Genomic DNA, 17,335 nt, shown 5'->3' with positions numbered 1-17,335 from the left:
GGGGGAAGCGATATGAGGCGAGGCGTCGTGCTCGTTCTCCTGTCGCTTCTTTTGTTTCCTACAATCGTCGGAGCGAAAGAAGCAGCAACATGGGAACAAGAACGCATGTACTTTATTATGGTCGACCGTTTCGTTGACGGGAATCCTGACAACAACGACCAAGTCGACAAGAATGATCCAAAAGCGTTTCACGGAGGCGACATTCAAGGTGTAATCGAGAAGCTCGACTACATCGAGTCGCTCGGATTTACGTCGATTTGGTTGACGCCGGTGTTTCAGAACATGCCGGACGGGTACCACGGCTACTGGATCAAAGATTTTTATGACATCGATCCCCAGTTTGGGACGAAAGAAGATTTGCAAGAACTCGTCGATGAGGCGCATAAGCGCGATATGAAAGTCATTCTTGACTTCGTCGTCAACCATGTCGGTCCGAAACATCCGTGGGTCGAGGAACGACCGGACTGGTTCCATGACGAGTTGCCGATCGTGCTTTGGCAAGACCAAGAGCAAGTCGAGACGCACTGGTTGTTCGACTTGCCGGACTTTAAAACGGAAGACCCGGAAGTGAAAGACTATTTGATCGACGCCGCTACCTATTGGATTGAAGAGACCGGCATCGATGGCTATCGACTCGATACGGTCCGCCACGTCGACAAACCGTTTTGGAAAGATTTTGTCGAAGCGGTGCGGGCGGTCGACCCTGACTTTTACTTGTTGGCCGAAGTGTTCGACCCGAATCCACAATACGTCGCTGAGTACGACGATTTAGGATTTAACAGCGTCACAAACTTTACGTTCTATGATCGCGTCTCGAAGACGATGACGCAAAAGCACGCCAACGTCGACGAAATCGATGTGGCTGCAAGCTACGCTGAGACGTTTTTCAACGATCCGAACCAAATGGCGACGTTCCTAGACAACCATGATGTCGAGCGGTTCATGCACGTCGCTGGACTTGGTGGAGCCGAGTCGGCAGAACGGCGACTTCGCCTAGCACTGTTCACGCTCTATGCGTCGCCTGGTATGCCGATTTTATTCCAAGGGACAGAAAACGCGCAAACCGGTGGGGCCGATCCGGCCAACCGGGTGATGACGGATTTCCCAGGGAATGAAGAGTTACATGAATACGTCGCGACGATGAACCGGATGCGGGAAGACTATCCCGTCTTCGCCACTGGAGAGCAACGGATGATTGCATCGAAAGACGGCATGGCCGTGTTCGAGCGTCGCGAGGGCGATGAGGTCGCCTTGTACGCCATCAATATGAACGATGAGGATACAGAGATTGAATTCGAGGTAAGCGAAGTCGGTGAAAATCAACGGCTCCGCGGTCTCTTGTTCTCACAACTTGTCACGGAAAAACGTGGCACGTTCACCATCAAGCTCGCTGGCGAAAGCGCCAACGCCTATGTCGTCGAAGAATCGGAAGTGAACATGTGGACGATTGGTCTGCTCGTCGTCGCGATTCCGCTGTTCTTGACGGGTCTGGTCATGTGGAAGCGCCGCAAGAGCGTGAGCTGAATACCCTGTCGCAGGGAACAATGAATTAACGGAAGCAAGGGGGAGCACCATGCAAATCACGATCAAAGATGTCGCCAAGCACGCCAACGTCGCACCGTCGACAGTGTCCCGCGTCATCGCCAACAGTCCGCGAATTAGCCAGAAAACGAAAGAACGTGTTCGTAGTTCGATGGAAGAACTCGGGTACCATCCGAACATCCATGCAAGAAGTCTCGCCAACCGCTCGACACAATCGATTGGTCTTGTCATGCCGAGCGCGGCGACGAAAATACTCCAAAATCCGTTCTTCCCGGAAGTGTTGCGCGGAATCAGTACGAAAGCCCATCAAAACGGTTATTCGTTGTACATGACGACTGGTGTGACCGAAGAAGAAGTGCTATCGGGTGTCATCGAGATGGTCCAAGGTCGCCGGGTCGACGGTGTCATCGTCCTGTATTCACGCGAAGACGATAAAGTCGTCCAATATTTGCGCCAGACGAAGTTCCCGTTCGTCGTCGTCGGGAAGCCGTTCGGGGACGCCTCGTCGATCACGTACGTCGATACGGACAACTACTTGGCTGGCCGTGAAGTGACGAAGCACTTGTACAACCTCGGCCACCGCCGCATCGCCTTCATCGGCGGATCGGATAAATTGGCCGTCACGCAAGACCGTCGCAACGGGTACGCGACGGCGCTTATGGAAGCCGGGATCCCGGTACGGGAAGACTACATCGCCCGTGCCGAGTTCATGACGAAAGGCGGCGCTAAAGCGGTCCGGGAGTTGCTTCACGTCGATGAGCCACCGACGGCTGTCGTCGTCAGTGATGATATGATGGCGCTCGGTGTCATCAGCACGCTCAGTGAAATGGGTCTAAAAATCCCTGAAGACGTCGCTGTCGTAAGTTTCAACAACGTTTATATCGCTGAGCATTCGAATCCGCCGCTCACGTCAGTCGAGATCAACATCTTCGGTCTCGGTTTCGAGGCGACGAACTGCCTGATCGAACAAATCGGCGATAGTGCACCACCGTATGGGAAACGTGTCATCGTCCCGCACTATCTAGTCGTCCGCCAGTCTTGTGGTCAAAAAAAGAATAGCCATGCGGCTGAATGAGTTGAAACCTTCCGTTTTCGTGCGGAAGGTTTTTTTGTGCGGATTCCGATGCATATAAAGGAAGAACGTTCAATCCGACAAAAGTCCTGGCGTTACAAACAGATTACAGTTGTGCGAGAAGCGGTTGAAAACAAAGTCCGAGGGAACACTTATACTACCGGCAGAACAGCAAATCACAATAGAGCAGCCCGGCCAATAACCAAAAAATATAGAATTTGAAAGGGAGATACAATCATGGATAACAAACGTTACGTAGGGACTTACTATCAAGAAGCAGAGCTTGTTTCGAAAATTGATGAACTTCGCGCGGCGGGACACCGCGAGGACGACCTGTACGTTGTTGTAAAAGATAAATCGAACCTTTCGATGGTTCGTGGCGAAACGGACGCAGAAGTAAAAGAAACGAAAGCATCGTGGCTCGATCGCTTCTTTGGAGTCGCAGACGGCGGCGATGAAGTGCGCCATACGTTTGATAAACTCGGCTTCTCAGAAGAAGAGACGGCACGCCACCATCAAGATATCGAAAACGGCGGCTTCGTCCTATTATTAGATACAGACGACGGCGTCTTGGACAACGGTCGCAACGACACGTTCGAAGGCGGTCGCACGTCAGCCGGCTATGGTTCTGAAGGGAACGAGGCTGGAAACATGACGGCACGTGACCCGCTAACAGCGGCAGGAACAGGTGTCGGGGCAGCCGGCACTGGGCTTGACGCGACGGGAACGAATCATGATTCGACGCGTCACCATGACATGGACGAGGACATTCGCAACCGCACCGATTTGACGGACGAGCAAAAACTTCAACTACACGAAGAGCGTCTCCAAATCAATAAAGAACGCGTTCAGACCGGTGAAGTCCGAGTCGAAAAAGAAGTCGTTGAGCACGAAGAACGGGTCGACGTCGAAGTCGAGCGTGACGAAGTGTACGTCGAACGACGTCAAGTCGACGGAGACCGTGAAACGACGGGACATTCGTTCGATGCGACGACAGACCGCGACGAGATTCGTGTGCCAGTCACAGAAGAGCGCGTCGACGTCACGAAGAAAGACGTCGTGGCCGAAGAAATCGTCGTCGGCACAGACAAAGTGAAAGATACAGAGACGGTACGCGAGACGCTTCGTAAAGAAGAAGCCCATATCGAAGGCGAAAACAGTCATCGGAAACATGACGCTGACCATACGCGCCGTGATGAGCGCGACCGGATCTAATTGGATGACCAAGCACCTCGACAAGGATGGCTCTCTCTGAGGGACCATCCTTTTTTTCGCCAATCCATCTTACAGGAGGAACGAATGTTATGAAACATGCCATCATCTCTGAAGTATTTGACCAGCCCGAGGTGTTGCTCAAGCGGACGGTCGATTTGAAGCAAGAAGGATATAAAGAAGAAGACATGTATGTCTTCGTCAAACGAACTGAGACGGCTGACGCCATCCGACGCCATTCAAAACTATACGTACTCGTCGCGGATGAGCCGGATACGGTGGCGTCTCTCGTCACGTCAAGCGAACGGCCGATTGAGCGCTGGCTCGGCAGTATGCGGTTGACGCGCGAGCAGCGGGAACGATTCGTGGGTGAAGTCGAGCGAGGGCGGTTGTTCCTTTATGTCGACGCGGATCAAAACGAGGAGATGGCGGACATTAAACGATTGCCGCGCGCCTCTTCCAAGGAGCACGAAGAACAGACGCTTGAACTGCACGAGGAGCGACTCGCGGTTGAAAAAGAAACGGTGCAGACAGGGGAACTCGTCATCGACAAGCATGTAACAGAGACCGAACAGACGATTGAAGTACCTGTTCGGAGGGAACACTTACATGTAGAGCGCCATGCTGGTTCTGAAGATGTGATTGAAGACTACGACTTCGACAAACCCGGCATCCGGACAATTGACGAAGGGGACCAGCTACGTATTCAAGTCATCGAAGAACGCGCCTTCATCGTCAAGCGTCCGGTCGTAGTCGAAGAGATCATCGTCCGCAAGCAAGTGGATGAAGATACGAAGACGGTCACCGAGACGCTCCGTAAAGAAGAGATCGATATTAGGCAAGTGGGACAAGGCAAGATCACGATCGAGGACAATCCAACATCTAGAAAGGATGATAAATGATGAGTAACAAACGATTTGTTGATACGTACAAAGACGAGGCGGCACTCGTCTCAAAGATTGATCAACTGAGCCAAGACGGGTACGACGAGAAAGACCTTTACGTCGTCACGAGAGACAAGGACAACGTGTCGCTCGTCAAACGGAACACTGACGCGAAAATCGAGGAAGCGAACGCTTCTTGGATGCAGAAGTTCGCGGGCGTCGCCGAAGGAGAGCAGGAAGTGAAACGGGCGCTCCTCGATCTCGGTTTGGCTGATGACGACGTCAACAAAGCGTACGGGGATATTATGGACGGGGGGTATGCCCTCATTCTCGATGAGCCCGATACCGGATTCAATGATGGCGACAACCCGGCCTTTGAAGGTCATGAAGCGAACGCCGCCTTCGGTCGCGATTCAGACGTGTGATACAGATGTACCTACTCTGGATCAATGAGCCAGAGTAGGTTTTTTTTCGTTCCAAAAGTGACGAAAAAAAGAAAGAAAAACTTTTATGCAAACGATTGCATTATCTGTATAGTCGTGTAAAATGAGAGGTGAGATTAAAATACAGCGCTTTCATAGACAAGCGGTTGCACGATTTGGTTGTCTACTGACAAGTAGCCTTGTAGAGAAAAAGGAGTGGCAGACAGATGAAACGATTGTTTGCAGTCGACGAATGGAAAGTAACGGAAGAAGGGCTTCACCCGAACGAGAACCGTCTCGCAGAATCGATCACCTCGCTCGGTAACGGGCACATGGGGATGCGCGGGAACTTTGAAGAAGATTATTCAAATGATACGCACCAAGGATTTTACGTGGCGGGCGTCTACTATCCCGACAAAACGCGTGTCGGTTGGTGGAAGAACGGATATCCGGAATACTTCGCCAAAGTATTGAACGCGACGAACGTGGCCGGCCTGCGTGTCGCCATCAACGGGACGCCTGTCGACTTGGCGAAGTGGGAAGTCAAAGGCTTCACACGCGAACTCGATATGCAGCGCGGTGTCCTCACGCGGACGTTCACGCTCGTGAACGGATCCGAGGAGACGAACGTCGAAGTCGTCCGCTTCTTCTCGATCGTCGACAAAGAGATTTTGGCGATTCGCTACAACGTCACGCCGGTGAACTATGAAGCGAAAATCGAATTCACTCCTTATCTAGACGGGGACGTCGTCAACGAAGACTCGAACTACGATGAGAAATTCTGGTTGCCGGTCGAACACGGCGTCGAAGAACGGTTCGGTTTCGTCACGACAAAAACGAAGAAACTTGATTGGCACGTCACGGCGTCGATGATTGCTGACGTCGAAGGTGCACGCTGTGAAGTGCTCGATGCGACCGACCTCTACGTCGCTAACCGTTTCACGGTCAAAGCGGCAGCGGGTGAGACGGCAACGGCGTACAAGTACGTCTCGGTCGTCACGAACCGTGACCATGAAATTGACAATTTGCAAGGAGTCGGCATGCAGCGCGTCGAAGCCGCGTTCGAGAAAGGGTTCGAGACGCTCTTGGCGGAACAGATGGAAGCTTGGCTCGCCCGTTGGGAAAACGCGGACGTCCGCATCGACGGCGACGCGGAAGCGCAACAAGGCATCCGTTTCAACATCTTTAACATGTATCAAACGTATACGGGTGAAGACTCACGTCTCAACATCGGACCGAAAGGGTTCACGGGCGAGAAGTACGGTGGCGCCACGTATTGGGACACGGAAGCGTATTGCCTCCACTTCTACTTAGCGACGACGAAGCCAGAAGTGTCGTGGAACTTGCTCAAATATCGTCATAATCAATTGCCGCAAGCGAAAGAGAACTCGGTCAAAAACGTCGGGATGAAGGGCGCCTTGTATCCGATGGTGACGATGAACGGGGAAGAGTGCCACAACGAGTGGGAGATCACCCATGAAGAGATTCACCGGAACGGTGCGATCGCCCATGCGATCTTTAACTACACGAACTTCACGGGCGACAAGTCGTACCTAGGTCAATACGGACTTGAAGTATTGGTCGAGATCTCGCGTTACTGGGCTAGCCGCGTCAACTTTGTACCACACAAAGACGTGTACATGATCCTAGGCGTCACAGGTCCGAACGAATACGACAACAACGTCAACAACAACTGGTACACGAACTTGATCGCCGCTTGGACGCTCGAGTACACGCAAGAAGTGTACAACTACTTGAAAGAAGCAGAACCGGCACGACTCGACGAGTTGACAGCAACGCTCAACTTGACGGATGCGGAACTCGCGAAGTGGGCTGATATCCAAACGAAGATGTACTATCCGAAAGACGACCTCGTCCCGGACGTGTTTATGCAGCAAGACGGGTTCATGGATAAAGAACAGATCTTAGTGAAAGACCTCGATCCGAAACACTTGCCACTTAACCAAAATTGGTCATGGGACCGCATCCTCCGCTCGAACTTTATCAAGCAGGCGGACGTGCTCCAAGGCCTGTACACGTTCAGCGACCGCTTCACGCTCGAGCAAAAACGTGCGAACTTCGACTTCTATGAGCCGCGCACGGTGCATGAGTCGAGCTTGTCGCCTTGTGTCTACTCGATCGTGGCAGCTGAAGTCGGTTATGAAGACAAAGCGGTCGAGCTGTACCAACGCTCAGCCCGACTCGACCTTGATAACTACAACAACGATACAGAAGACGGTCTTCACATCACATCGATGGTCGGTTCGTGGATGGCAATCGTCCACGGCTTCGCAGGAATGCGCGCCCTCGAGACCGAACTCACGTTCAGCCCGATGATCCCGAAAGATTGGGACGGTTACTCGTTCAACGTGCTCTGGCGCGGCCATCACTTGACGGTCACATCGACGCGTGAACAAGTGACGATCAAACAGACAAATGGAACGGACGTTACGATTCGTGTGTACGGAAACGCGGTAACGGTTCCAGCGAATGATTCAGTGACAATCGAGACAGTGAAAGCGTAACCAAACGTATCAGGTCAACAAGTCGGCTTCGGCCGGCTTGTTTTTTTGTGATACAGGTGGGCACATCGCAGTATTTTTGTTGTAGGCATGGCTTTGAATGTATGTTATCTTGATGCTTAGCTAATTTTGAAAGGGGAGACAGAACTTGACGGAATCCGTTAAAGAACACGCGCGCATCGGGATCGTTTCGATCATCGGGGGAGTGTTCGTCGCATTATCCATGACATTATTCTTAATCCCGGCGGGGGTTTACTCGACTGGGTTTACGGGCTTGGCCCAAATTTTCACGACCTTATTTGCCGGTACGCCGTTTGAGCTCGGTGAAGGCATTTGGTTCTTCATCTTGAACATACCGCTCTTGATCGTCAGTTATTTTATGCTCGGAAAGAACATGATGATCCATACGTTGATCAGCGTCGCCTCGGTCACCTTGTTCATTCGCGTACTTCCGCAAACGCCTCTCCTCTCGGACGACCCGCTGTTGAACGCCGTCTTCGGCGGGGTCTTGCTCGCCATCGGGTCAGGCATCACGATTCGGTTCGGTGCCTCGACCGGAGGGTTTGATATCGTCGCCCTCATCCTAGCGAAGTTCACGAACAACTCGGTCGGCGTCTACTTGTTCCTCATGAACATGATGATCGCGCTTGGGGCCGGTGCTTTGTTCGGATGGCCGACGGCGCTGTATACGATCGTCTTCTTGTACGTGACGTCGAAAGTCATCGATGAGATTTACACGAATACACAGCGGCAGACGCTCTTCATCGTCACGAATCATCCGGACGAAGTGACGCAAGAGTTGCACCAACACGTGTTCCGCGGCATCACACTCATGCCGTCGATCGGTACGTATTCGAAAGTCGAGAAAGCGACGCTTATGATGGTCGCCCAACGCCACGAAGTGCGTGAGATCACACGTATCTGCAAAGATGCCGATTCACACGTCTTTATTAACGTCGTTCCGACTGAAGACGTTGAAGGGGCGTTCCGACGCTAAACAAACCCCCGCTGAACACTCAGCGGGGTTTATTATATAGGAGAGCAACAAACTAGTTATGGGGTGAATCAATGATGATTGGAGTCAGTATTGCGACGAAGTGGGAATACGAAGCGACATTGAATTATTTTGACGTCAAAGACCACGAACGCGCCAGTTATCCTTATGGCGATTATTTCACGAGGATGTTTGACGACGTTGAACTCATCTTTTACAGTACCGGTGTCAGGAAAGCAAACGGTGTTGGCGGCAATCAGTATATGATGTCTCGCTTCAATCTAACGAAAGTGATCGTTGCTGGAACGTGTGCCGGAATCGATGATACGTTCAGTAATTTGGATATCCTTGTACCTCATCGAGCCGTTCAATATGATTGTACAGTCAAAGAGGTGGAACCTTTGATTAAACAATCTTTCGTCGTCGAGATTGCACTAGCAAATTACGGAAATGATTATTTGACCGGGACAATCGCCACCGCCGATCGAGCAGTTGTGATGTGGAAGGATTATTTAGAGCTTAAGGAGCATGAAATCACCATCGCGGATACGGAAGCGGGTGCAATCGCATATATCTGCAAGAAAAATGACGTCGAATGTATCATTATCAAAGGAATCTCTGACTTTCCGACAGATGAGGGACATGATGATCCAGGTGATTCGAATGCTGAACAAATCAATGTGTACTTAGCAAACACACCGAAAGTCATGGCCAAGATTTTTGACGAATATTTATTGCGTTTTATTTAATCATATGTGGAGATCGAACACAAAAAACACCGACTGTGGATTAGTCGGTGTCTTGGTTATGACTTGATGCCAAATTTTTCTTCGAGGTAGATGGCGATGCCGTCATCCATGTTCGAAGCGGTCACTTCGTTAGCGACGACTTTGAGCTGGCTGATGGCGTTGCCCATCGCGACGCCCGTGCCAACGTAGTCGAGCATTTCGAGGTCGTTCTCTTCATCGCCGAAAGCGATGATGTTCTCACGGCTGATGTTCAAGTGCTTCGATACTTCGCGAAGGCCGAGCGCCTTCGATGTATTTTGGCTCATTACTTCGATCATGTGCTCGGGCATGCGCCATTGACGGTTCAAGACGGCTTCGGCGTGCACTTTGTTCAAGCTGGCCCGGACGTTGTCGACGTGTTCTTTCGTCGCGTGGATCAAAAGCGACGTCGGCTCGTCTTGCAAGTGCTTGAGCAAGTCACCAGACGTGACGCTGAGTGCCCGTTCGGCGTAAGGACCGTAAAATTCTTGCGGATCTTTATGGAAATAGACGTGGTCGGTCACTTCGACGACGATGTTGTGTGCTTTCGTCTCCGATACTTCTTCGATGATGTCGTGTGCTGTTTTAAGTGGGATCGGACGGTGTGTGACCGCGTAGGACGTATCTTTCGGGTGATGGACGAGCGCTCCGTTGAAATTGATCAAAGGCGTCGTCAAGCCGAGTTGTTCATAATACATGATCGAGTGGCGATGGGGCCGTCCTGTTGCGATCATGACTTCATGGCCGGCATCACGAGCCGCTTGAAGAGCGCGGATGTTCCGTTCGCTGATCGTCTTGTCATCTCGTAACAACGTACCGTCTAAATCGACTGCGATTAAATAACGTGACATAAGTCATCCTCTTTTCTACATTGTGTACTATTTCTCTGACCGTACCATATTTCACGTTTCGACGGAAAGAATATACAATCGAGGTCGCATATTGTACGGCAACAATGATATACTATTGCCGTATGGAATTTTATGAATCATCTGTGAGATGGAGGGGACTTTCGATGCGTTACTTAGTCACATTGTTCTGGGCGATCTTGCTTTCGAATACAGCAGTCTTTATCATTTCAGCTGTCGATGGCGTGACGTTCAATGCGGTGCTCGCAACAGCCTTTGGCGTGGTCATCACAATCTTTATCGCGTTCTTGGATACGCTTAACCAAGACATGGGAATCAACGACGTCGCCCAAGAAAAGTAAGACGTCCACAACCAAACTGGCTCATATCCGAGTCAGTTCTTTTTATACACATTTAGGAGGGATCGACCATGAAAAACAGTGCCAAACGCGCCAACTTCATTACGTTCGCCATCATCGGTGCCATCATCGTGATCGGGATCGCGCTTTTATTCTTCTTGAATAATGCGAATGAAGAGACCGGCGTCAACGCCGTGTCAGCGGACGAGCTCGAACAGAAAATTGACGAAGAAGAAGAGGTCGTCGTCTACTTCTGGCAGACAGGTTGCGAATATTGTGAGCAAGTCAAACCGTATGTCGAACCACTCATCGAGGAGTATGACGCCGTCTCGATCAACTTGGCCGATCATGACGTCTGGACGACTTATGGCATTAACGGAACACCAACGATGATTCGTTTTAAAGACGGTCAAGAAACGGGTCGTGTCGAAGGGGCCGTCTCGGAACAACAATACGAAACGTTCTTTAAAAACGAGGAGGCCGCACAGTGATCAAAAGCCGCTTGTATCAGACGTTGTTTGAATTGAATGCGACACCGTTCATCTCCAAGCGGCTCCGTCAGTTCGCCGAGTCGAAGGCGAGCCGCACGTTCATCCCGTCGTTCGCGAAAACGTATCAAATCGATATCGCTGAAGCGGCAGAGCCGATCGACGCCTATCCGAGTCTGCACGCCTTTTTCACGCGCCACTTGAAAGACGGGGCGCGCCCGATTGATGCAAACACGGACACGGTCGTATCACCGTGCGACGGACAATTGTCAATCGTGTCCGCCATAACAGACGAGAGTCGGTTTGAAGTGAAGGGGCAGTCGTATACGCTCGCCGAGATGCTCGGTTCACAGTCAGAGGCGAGACGGTATGCCGGCGGGACGGTTTGCGTGCTCTACTTGAGCCCGCGTGACTACCACCGTGTCCATGTCCCGCTCGCAGGCCGAGTGCTCAGTCATTACGAGCTCGGCGACCGTTCGGCGCCGGTGAATGAACTCGGTTTGACGGAAACGGTCCGCCCATTGTCACGTAACTATCGTCGTGTCACGCGCTTTGAGAGTGTGGCCGGACGTTACGAGCACATCATGGTCGGCGCTTTGAACGTCAATACAATCGAATGGACCCATGACGGCGAACGCGTCGATAAAGGGGCCGAGGTCGGTTACTTCTCGTTCGGCTCGACCGTCATCCTCTGTTTTGAGAAAGATCGTGTCGTCATCGACCCGGCGAAAATCGGTCCGGTCCGGCTCGGTGAAGTCATCGGTTCGATTCAATCGAACGCGTGACTGGTAAGTGAATAGACAACAATTTTCTGGCCGGTCAAACGAGACACTAGTCGTTTGGCCGGTTTTCGTATAACATAGAAGGGATATCAATACTTGTATAAGCTGTTGAATCGCTTTAGCTAATTGGAGGAATACAAACGTGTTTAATCGACTTTATCCGAAACAGTTCGTCGCGTCAGTATTTGACATCGACCTTGAAGACTTGAAAGACCGTGGTGTCCGCGTCATTTTGACGGACCTTGATAATACACTCGTGGCCTGGGACGTCCCGCACGCACCTGAGCTTCTTTTGCTATGGCTCGAGAAAGTGAAATCACATGGACTCGATGTCATCGTCGTCTCGAATAATAACGAGAACCGCGTGCGCACGTTTACGGAACCGCTCGGTCTTCATTATGTGGCGCGTGCGAAAAAACCGTTGCCGTCTGGGTTCAAGCAAGCACTTGCCAAGTACGGCTATTCAACCAAAGAAGCGATTTTCTTAGGCGATCAAATCTTCACCGACGTGCTCGGAGCCAATATGGCAGGTATTCACGTCGTTCACGTGCAGCCTGTCGTCAAGACGGACGGTCTCGTCACGAAGTTCAATCGCATGCTTGAGAAAGTCGTGTTCGCGCATATGAAGCGTCGCGGGAAGTACGTGTTGATCACGAAAAAAGTGGAGGAAATCGCAGTCGATGCGAAGCGGGCTAAAGTGGCCGTCGCTGAAAAAATCGGCGAGGCGATGCACTCACGTTCAGAAGATTCACATAAAAAAGATAAATAAGGGCCTCGAACGCATAGGAAGAAGGAGGCTGTCTTGTACGGCGCGTAAGACGTCGGAATTAACGCTTCAGGAGTAGCGGCGAGGCGCTACGAAGAATGAAGAAGAGGAAACTTAAAGGACAGCACATACGAATATGGAAGAAACGAAACGTTATTGCGCCGGTTGCGGCGTTCTCATTCAAACAGAAGACCCGACAGCAGTCGGTTATGCACCAAAATCGGCACTGGATCGCGAGATTGTCATATGCCAACGCTGCTTCAAATTGAAGCATTACAACCAAATTCAAGACGTCGAATTGACGGACGATGATTTCTTGCGCATCTTGAACGGGATCAGCGCCAAAGAAGCGCTCGTCATCAAAATCGTCGATATTTTTGATTTCAACGGAAGCTGGCTTCCGGGACTTCAACGTTCGGTCGGATCGAACGATGTCTTGTTAGTCGGGAACAAAGTCGATCTACTGCCGAAGTCGGTCAACCCGAACCGAATGGCCAACTGGATGAAGACCGAGGCGAAAGAACTTGGTTTGACGCCGGTTGATGTCCATTTGATCAGCGCTAAAAAAGGTCACGGTATCGACGAACTAGCAGAGAAGATCGAGTACTATCGCAAAGGGAAAGACGTCTACGTCGTCGGTTGTACGAATGTCGGGAAATCGACACTCATCAACCAAATCATCAAGCGCTTCGGTGCTGAAGATGAAGCGATCATCACCGTCAGTCATTTCCCGGGAACGACGCTCGACTTGATCGACGTCCCGCTCGACGATGATGCGAACCTGTACGATACGCCAGGGATCATCAACCGCCATCAAATGGCGCATTACGTCGACGCGCGCGATTTGAAGACGATCACACCTAAAAAAGAGATCAAGCCGCACGTGTTCCAATTGAACCCGCAGCAAACACTCTTCTTTGGTGGTCTGGCTCGTCTCGATTACCTGGAAGGCAATAAGCGTTCATTCGTCGTCTACATGTCGAACGAGTTGAAGACACACCGGACGAAGCTCGACAAAGCAGATGAGCTTTATGAAAACCATATCGGCAAAATGCTTAACCCGCCGAACGAGAAGACGTTGCAATTGTTGCCGCCGCTCGTGCGTCATGAATTTAGTCTCCGTGACGGCGTCAAGACGGATATCGTCTTTAGCGGACTCGGTTGGGTCGCCATCCACGGAAAAGGTGGACGGATTGCCGCTTGGGCACCAAAAGGAGTCGTCGTCACATTACGCGAGGCGCTCGTATGAGACTGGCCGTCATCGGTCACCCAATCGCTCATTCGCTCTCTCCCTCCCTGCACGAGCAGTGGCTGAGAGCGTCTGGGCTTTTCGGGCGGTATGACGCGCTCGACGTTACAGCGGACGAGCTCGCCCCGTTGTTTCAGGCGATGCGGGATGGGGACTATGACGGGTTCAACGTCACGATCCCGTACAAGGAAGCGGTCATCCCGTTGTTAGACGACTTGGAGGACTCAGCCAAGTCGGCCGGTGCCGTCAACACCGTCTATAAGCGGGACGGCCGTTTGATCGGGGCGAACACGGACGGCGTCGGTCTTGTGACCGCACTCGACCCGTACACTGACTGGTCTGGTCGTGTGCTCGTCATCGGGGCGGGTGGAGCGGCCCGCGGGATCATCAGCGCGTTGCCGACCCGAAACGTCACGGTCACGAACCGGACGATCGACCGGGCCGAGCGTCTCGCGAAGACGTTCGGCATCGAGTCACAACCGCTCGGTGATGTCGACGTCGCCTGCTACGACGTCATCATCCAAACGACATCGGTCGGCATGGATGGGGTACAATCCCCGCTTCCGTTAAATGGATTACGACAAAACACCGTCATTTGTGATATCATATATCGTCCACTCGTCACACCGTTTTTAAGCGACGCCACAATCCGAGGCGGTAAAACCGTGAACGGGACTGCCATGTTCGTCGGGCAGGGAGCGTTGGCGTTCGAACGCTGGACAGGTGTGAAACCGGATCAAATTGTCGGAATGAAGTTAATTGAAAGCTTATTGGAGGAATAAAAATAATGTTATCAGGTAAACAGAAGCGATTTTTACGCGCCGAGGCACACAACCTCTCGGCCATCTACCAAGTCGGAAAAAACGGCGTCAGTGAAGCGATGTGCAAAGACATCGGCGATGCGCTCGAAAAGCGTGAACTGTTAAAAGTCCAAGTTCTTCAAAACTGTCTCGACACGCCGAAAGACGTGGCTGGAGAGTTGGCTGAAGGAACGAAGGCAGAAGTCGTTCAAGTCATTGGAAAAGTCATCGTCTTGTACAAACAGGCGAAAGAGAAAGAGAATCGCCAAATCAAGCTTCCATGAGTCGCATCGGGCTGATGGGGGGCACGTTCGACCCGCCTCATCTCGGTCATCTGTTGATCGCCGAGCAGGCGAGAGAACAACTCGAGCTCGACGAGGTCTGGTTCTTACCGGCAGCGATCCCGCCCCATAAGGCCGGGTTCAGCCGGGCGGACGACCGGATCGAGATGACGCGGCGGGCCATCTCCGGTCACCCGAATTTTAGGCTTAACTTGATCGAGTTCGAACGAGCTGAACCGTCCTACACGGTCGAGACGATGAAACGGTTGCGGGAGAAGTATCCGGATGACACGTTCTTCTTCTTGATTGGAGCCGATTCACTCGACGCGCTCGAGAAGTGGCACGATTATGAGACGCTGACTACGCTCGTGACGTTCGGTGCGGTCGCACGGCCCGGAAGTCGCTACCGGATCCCGAGCCGAGCTGACGTCCGTACGATTGACATGCCGCAGCTTGAGATCTCGTCGACCGACATTCGGGAACGGGCGAAGCGGAACAAGTCAATCACGTATCTCGTCCCGTGTGAAGTCGAAACTTATATCAAGGAGCACGATTTGTATGACGTATGAACAGGCACAGGCATTGATTGAACGAACGTTGCCTGAGAAACGGTACATCCATACCCTTGGTGTTGTCGAGACGGCAGAACGTCTCGCCCGAACGTATGGAGAAGACGTAGACCAGGCCCGGCTCGCGGCAATGTTGCACGATTATGCGAAGTACCATGACCGTGACGAGATGCGTCAAATCGTCTTAGACGAGCATCTCGACCCGTTGTTGCTCGAGTTTGATGACGAACTGCTTCATGCGCCGGTCGGAGCGGTCTTGTTAGACCGCGCCTACGACCTCGACGCTGAAGTCATATCGGCCATCAAAAACCATACGACCGGCGAACCAGGCATGTCGCGCCTCGATCAAATTTTATTTGTCGCGGATGCGATTGAACCGAATCGTCGGTATCCCGGTGTCGACGTGTTGCGCGATTTGGCAGACGTTTCACTTGAAGCGGCCGTCGTCGCGACACTGCGCCATACGATTAACTATTTATTGAAGAAGTCGGTGCGGATTTTCCCGCAGACGATTACGACATATAACTATTATTTGAACACACCTTAGGAGGGTCTATATGACTGTAAAAGAAGAACTTGAATTGATTGTAAAAGCTGTTGACGATAAACGTGGGGAAGACATCGTCGTCCTCGACATGGAAGGTATCTCACCGATCGCCGATTATTTCGTCATCTGCCACGGTAACTCAGAGAAGCAAGTCGAAGCGATCGCACGTGAAATCAAAGACGTGGCGGGCGAGAACGATTTGCCGCTTAAAAAATTCGAAGGCATGGACTCGGCACGTTGGGTGCTCGCTGACCTTGAAAACGTCGTCGTCCACATCTTCCACCGTGACGACCGTGACTACTACAACCTCGAAAAATTATGGGCTGACGCGCCGCACGTCGACGTGGAAGTCGGCTAATGACGTACGAAGGGTTCGCCTACGTATACGATGAGTTGATGAAAGATGCCCCGTACGCGGATTGGGTCGCGTTCGTGCGGCGCCACGTCGCGGACGGTGCATCGCTTGCCGACGTCGGATGCGGGACGGGCTCAGCGACGATCCGGCTGGCCGAGCATTACGACACGATCGGTCTCGACTTATCCGAGTCAATGCTCGAAGTCGCCCAAGAGAAAGCGCTCGAAGCGGGCGTCACGCTGCCGCTCTGGCAGCAAGACATGCGCGAGCTCGAACTGCCGGCTCCGGTCGATGCCGTGACGATCCTTTGTGACTCGCTCTGCTACCTTGCAGACGAGGCAGACGTCGTCGACACGTTCGAGGCGGTATATGAGCAACTGAAGCCGGGCGGGACGTTCATCTTTGACGTCCATTCACCGAACAAGATGGAGACGCTTTTCAACCAGAAGACGTACGCGTCGAACGGGGAAGACTGTTCTTACATCTGGTTCGCTGACCCGGGCGAGAAGCCGCTCTCGGTCATCCACGATTTGACGTTTTTCGTCGCGCTCGAGGATGGCGCGTACGAACGCGTCGAAGAGACGCACGAACAGCGGACGTATGAGCCAGGGCAGTATATGCAATGGCTCATCGGTGCCGGCTTCCACGTGAAATCGGTCACGGCCGACTTCACGGATCAAGCTCCGGGCCAAAACGCCGAACGAATTTTCTTCGTCGCCCAGAAATAAACGAGACCCCATCGCGAGAAGTGAACTGCTCCCCGTCAAGTAGACAGGGTAAATAATGAAAACCAGCCTAGGCGGCTTGAGCCCTGTATTCGACAGGGCTCAAGCCGTTTAGTCGTTTCTGGAGACGATCATGGTTGTAGAACGATAT

General features: G+C 52.1%; 21 protein-coding genes. 19 read left to right on the top strand and 2 right to left on the bottom strand.

The annotated features are described in order from the left end of the window. The first annotated feature begins 12 nt into the window (after positions 1-12). The 8 genes from EVJ24_RS12830 to EVJ24_RS12795 all read left to right on the top strand — a co-directional run bounded on the left by EVJ24_RS12830 (position 13) and on the right by EVJ24_RS12795 (position 9,397). A complete protein-coding gene (locus EVJ24_RS12830) occupies positions 13-1,524 on the top strand; it encodes an alpha-amylase family glycosyl hydrolase (protein WP_131441572.1) in 1,512 nt (503 codons plus the stop codon). 49 nt (positions 1,525-1,573) lie between these two features. After that, a complete protein-coding gene (locus EVJ24_RS12825; protein WP_070327828.1) occupies positions 1,574-2,617 on the top strand; it encodes a LacI family DNA-binding transcriptional regulator in 1,044 nt (347 codons plus the stop codon). Between the two features lie 234 nt (positions 2,618-2,851). After that, positions 2,852-3,829, top strand: a complete 978-nt coding sequence (locus EVJ24_RS12820) for a YsnF/AvaK domain-containing protein (RefSeq protein ID WP_131441571.1) — start codon at positions 2,852-2,854, stop codon at positions 3,827-3,829. An 89-nt stretch (positions 3,830-3,918) separates the two neighbouring features. Further along, entirely contained in the window at positions 3,919-4,728 is an 810-nt protein-coding gene (locus EVJ24_RS12815) for a YsnF/AvaK domain-containing protein (protein ID WP_161568078.1), read from the top strand. Continuing rightward, positions 4,728-5,135 (top strand): general stress protein, encoded by a 408-nt coding sequence (locus EVJ24_RS12810; protein ID WP_236636137.1) that lies wholly within the window; start codon positions 4,728-4,730, stop codon positions 5,133-5,135. The genes EVJ24_RS12815 and EVJ24_RS12810 overlap by 1 nt, the downstream gene beginning before the upstream one ends. Before the next feature lie 224 nt (positions 5,136-5,359). After that, entirely contained in the window at positions 5,360-7,657 is a 2,298-nt protein-coding gene (locus EVJ24_RS12805) for a glycoside hydrolase family 65 protein (protein ID WP_131441568.1), read from the top strand. A 145-nt stretch (positions 7,658-7,802) separates the two neighbouring features. Beyond that, entirely contained in the window at positions 7,803-8,651 is an 849-nt protein-coding gene (locus EVJ24_RS12800; RefSeq protein WP_131441567.1) for a YitT family protein, read from the top strand. A gap of 74 nt (positions 8,652-8,725) precedes the next feature. Next, positions 8,726-9,397, top strand: coding sequence for a 5'-methylthioadenosine/S-adenosylhomocysteine nucleosidase family protein (locus EVJ24_RS12795; protein WP_131441618.1), 672 nt, complete (start codon positions 8,726-8,728; stop codon positions 9,395-9,397). Positions 9,398-9,453: 56 nt separating this feature from the next. Here the strand turns inward: EVJ24_RS12795 and EVJ24_RS12790 are convergent, their stop codons facing one another. Further along, entirely contained in the window at positions 9,454-10,266 is an 813-nt protein-coding gene (locus EVJ24_RS12790) for a Cof-type HAD-IIB family hydrolase (protein ID WP_070327821.1), read from the bottom strand. A 164-nt stretch (positions 10,267-10,430) separates the two neighbouring features. Between EVJ24_RS12790 and EVJ24_RS12785 the strand changes: the two genes are divergently transcribed. The 11 genes from EVJ24_RS12785 (at position 10,431) to EVJ24_RS12735 (ending at position 17,187) form a co-directional block, all read left to right on the top strand. Beyond that, entirely contained in the window at positions 10,431-10,625 is a 195-nt protein-coding gene (locus EVJ24_RS12785; protein ID WP_131441566.1) for a YjzD family protein, read from the top strand. 68 nt (positions 10,626-10,693) lie between these two features. Further along, a complete protein-coding gene (locus EVJ24_RS12780; RefSeq protein ID WP_131441565.1) occupies positions 10,694-11,113 on the top strand; it encodes a thioredoxin family protein in 420 nt (139 codons plus the stop codon). Then, a complete protein-coding gene (locus EVJ24_RS12775) occupies positions 11,110-11,895 on the top strand; it encodes a phosphatidylserine decarboxylase (protein WP_131441564.1) in 786 nt (261 codons plus the stop codon). The genes EVJ24_RS12780 and EVJ24_RS12775 overlap by 4 nt, the downstream gene beginning before the upstream one ends. A gap of 139 nt (positions 11,896-12,034) precedes the next feature. Next, a complete protein-coding gene (locus EVJ24_RS12770; protein WP_070327818.1) occupies positions 12,035-12,661 on the top strand; it encodes a YqeG family HAD IIIA-type phosphatase in 627 nt (208 codons plus the stop codon). Positions 12,662-12,794: 133 nt separating this feature from the next. Then, positions 12,795-13,907 (top strand): ribosome biogenesis GTPase YqeH, encoded by a 1,113-nt coding sequence (gene yqeH / locus EVJ24_RS12765; protein ID WP_016508207.1) that lies wholly within the window; start codon positions 12,795-12,797, stop codon positions 13,905-13,907. After that, complete coding sequence (aroE, locus tag EVJ24_RS12760; protein WP_131441563.1) at positions 13,904-14,689, top strand: shikimate dehydrogenase; 786 nt, start codon at positions 13,904-13,906, stop codon at positions 14,687-14,689. Before yqeH ends, aroE begins: the two co-directional genes overlap by 4 nt. Before the next feature lie 5 nt (positions 14,690-14,694). Beyond that, entirely contained in the window at positions 14,695-14,991 is a 297-nt protein-coding gene (yhbY, locus tag EVJ24_RS12755; RefSeq protein WP_016508126.1) for a ribosome assembly RNA-binding protein YhbY, read from the top strand. Beyond that, on the top strand, positions 14,988-15,557 hold the full coding sequence (locus EVJ24_RS12750) for a nicotinate-nucleotide adenylyltransferase (RefSeq protein WP_131441562.1): 570 nt from the start codon (positions 14,988-14,990) through the stop codon (positions 15,555-15,557). The genes yhbY and EVJ24_RS12750 overlap by 4 nt, the downstream gene beginning before the upstream one ends. Next, positions 15,547-16,104, top strand: coding sequence for a bis(5'-nucleosyl)-tetraphosphatase (symmetrical) YqeK (yqeK, locus tag EVJ24_RS12745; protein ID WP_070327815.1), 558 nt, complete (start codon positions 15,547-15,549; stop codon positions 16,102-16,104). Before EVJ24_RS12750 ends, yqeK begins: the two co-directional genes overlap by 11 nt. Before the next feature lie 10 nt (positions 16,105-16,114). Beyond that, a complete protein-coding gene (rsfS, locus tag EVJ24_RS12740) occupies positions 16,115-16,462 on the top strand; it encodes a ribosome silencing factor (protein WP_070327814.1) in 348 nt (115 codons plus the stop codon). Continuing rightward, on the top strand, positions 16,462-17,187 hold the full coding sequence (locus EVJ24_RS12735) for a class I SAM-dependent DNA methyltransferase (RefSeq protein WP_071399268.1): 726 nt from the start codon (positions 16,462-16,464) through the stop codon (positions 17,185-17,187). Before rsfS ends, EVJ24_RS12735 begins: the two co-directional genes overlap by 1 nt. Positions 17,188-17,254: 67 nt before the next feature. On the opposite strand, the gene EVJ24_RS15605 is transcribed toward EVJ24_RS12735, so the two are convergent. Then, positions 17,255-17,335 (bottom strand): IS3 family transposase (locus tag EVJ24_RS15605; protein ID WP_131440828.1); only part of this gene is annotated, 81 nt, incomplete at its 5' end.

The organism is Exiguobacterium sp. SH1S21 (assembly GCF_004337175.1).
GTDB lineage: Bacteria > Bacillota > Bacilli > Exiguobacteriales > Exiguobacteriaceae > Exiguobacterium > Exiguobacterium aurantiacum_A.
Note: the sequence above shows the minus strand (reverse complement) of the source record. Positions and strands in the feature narration are given on the sequence as shown.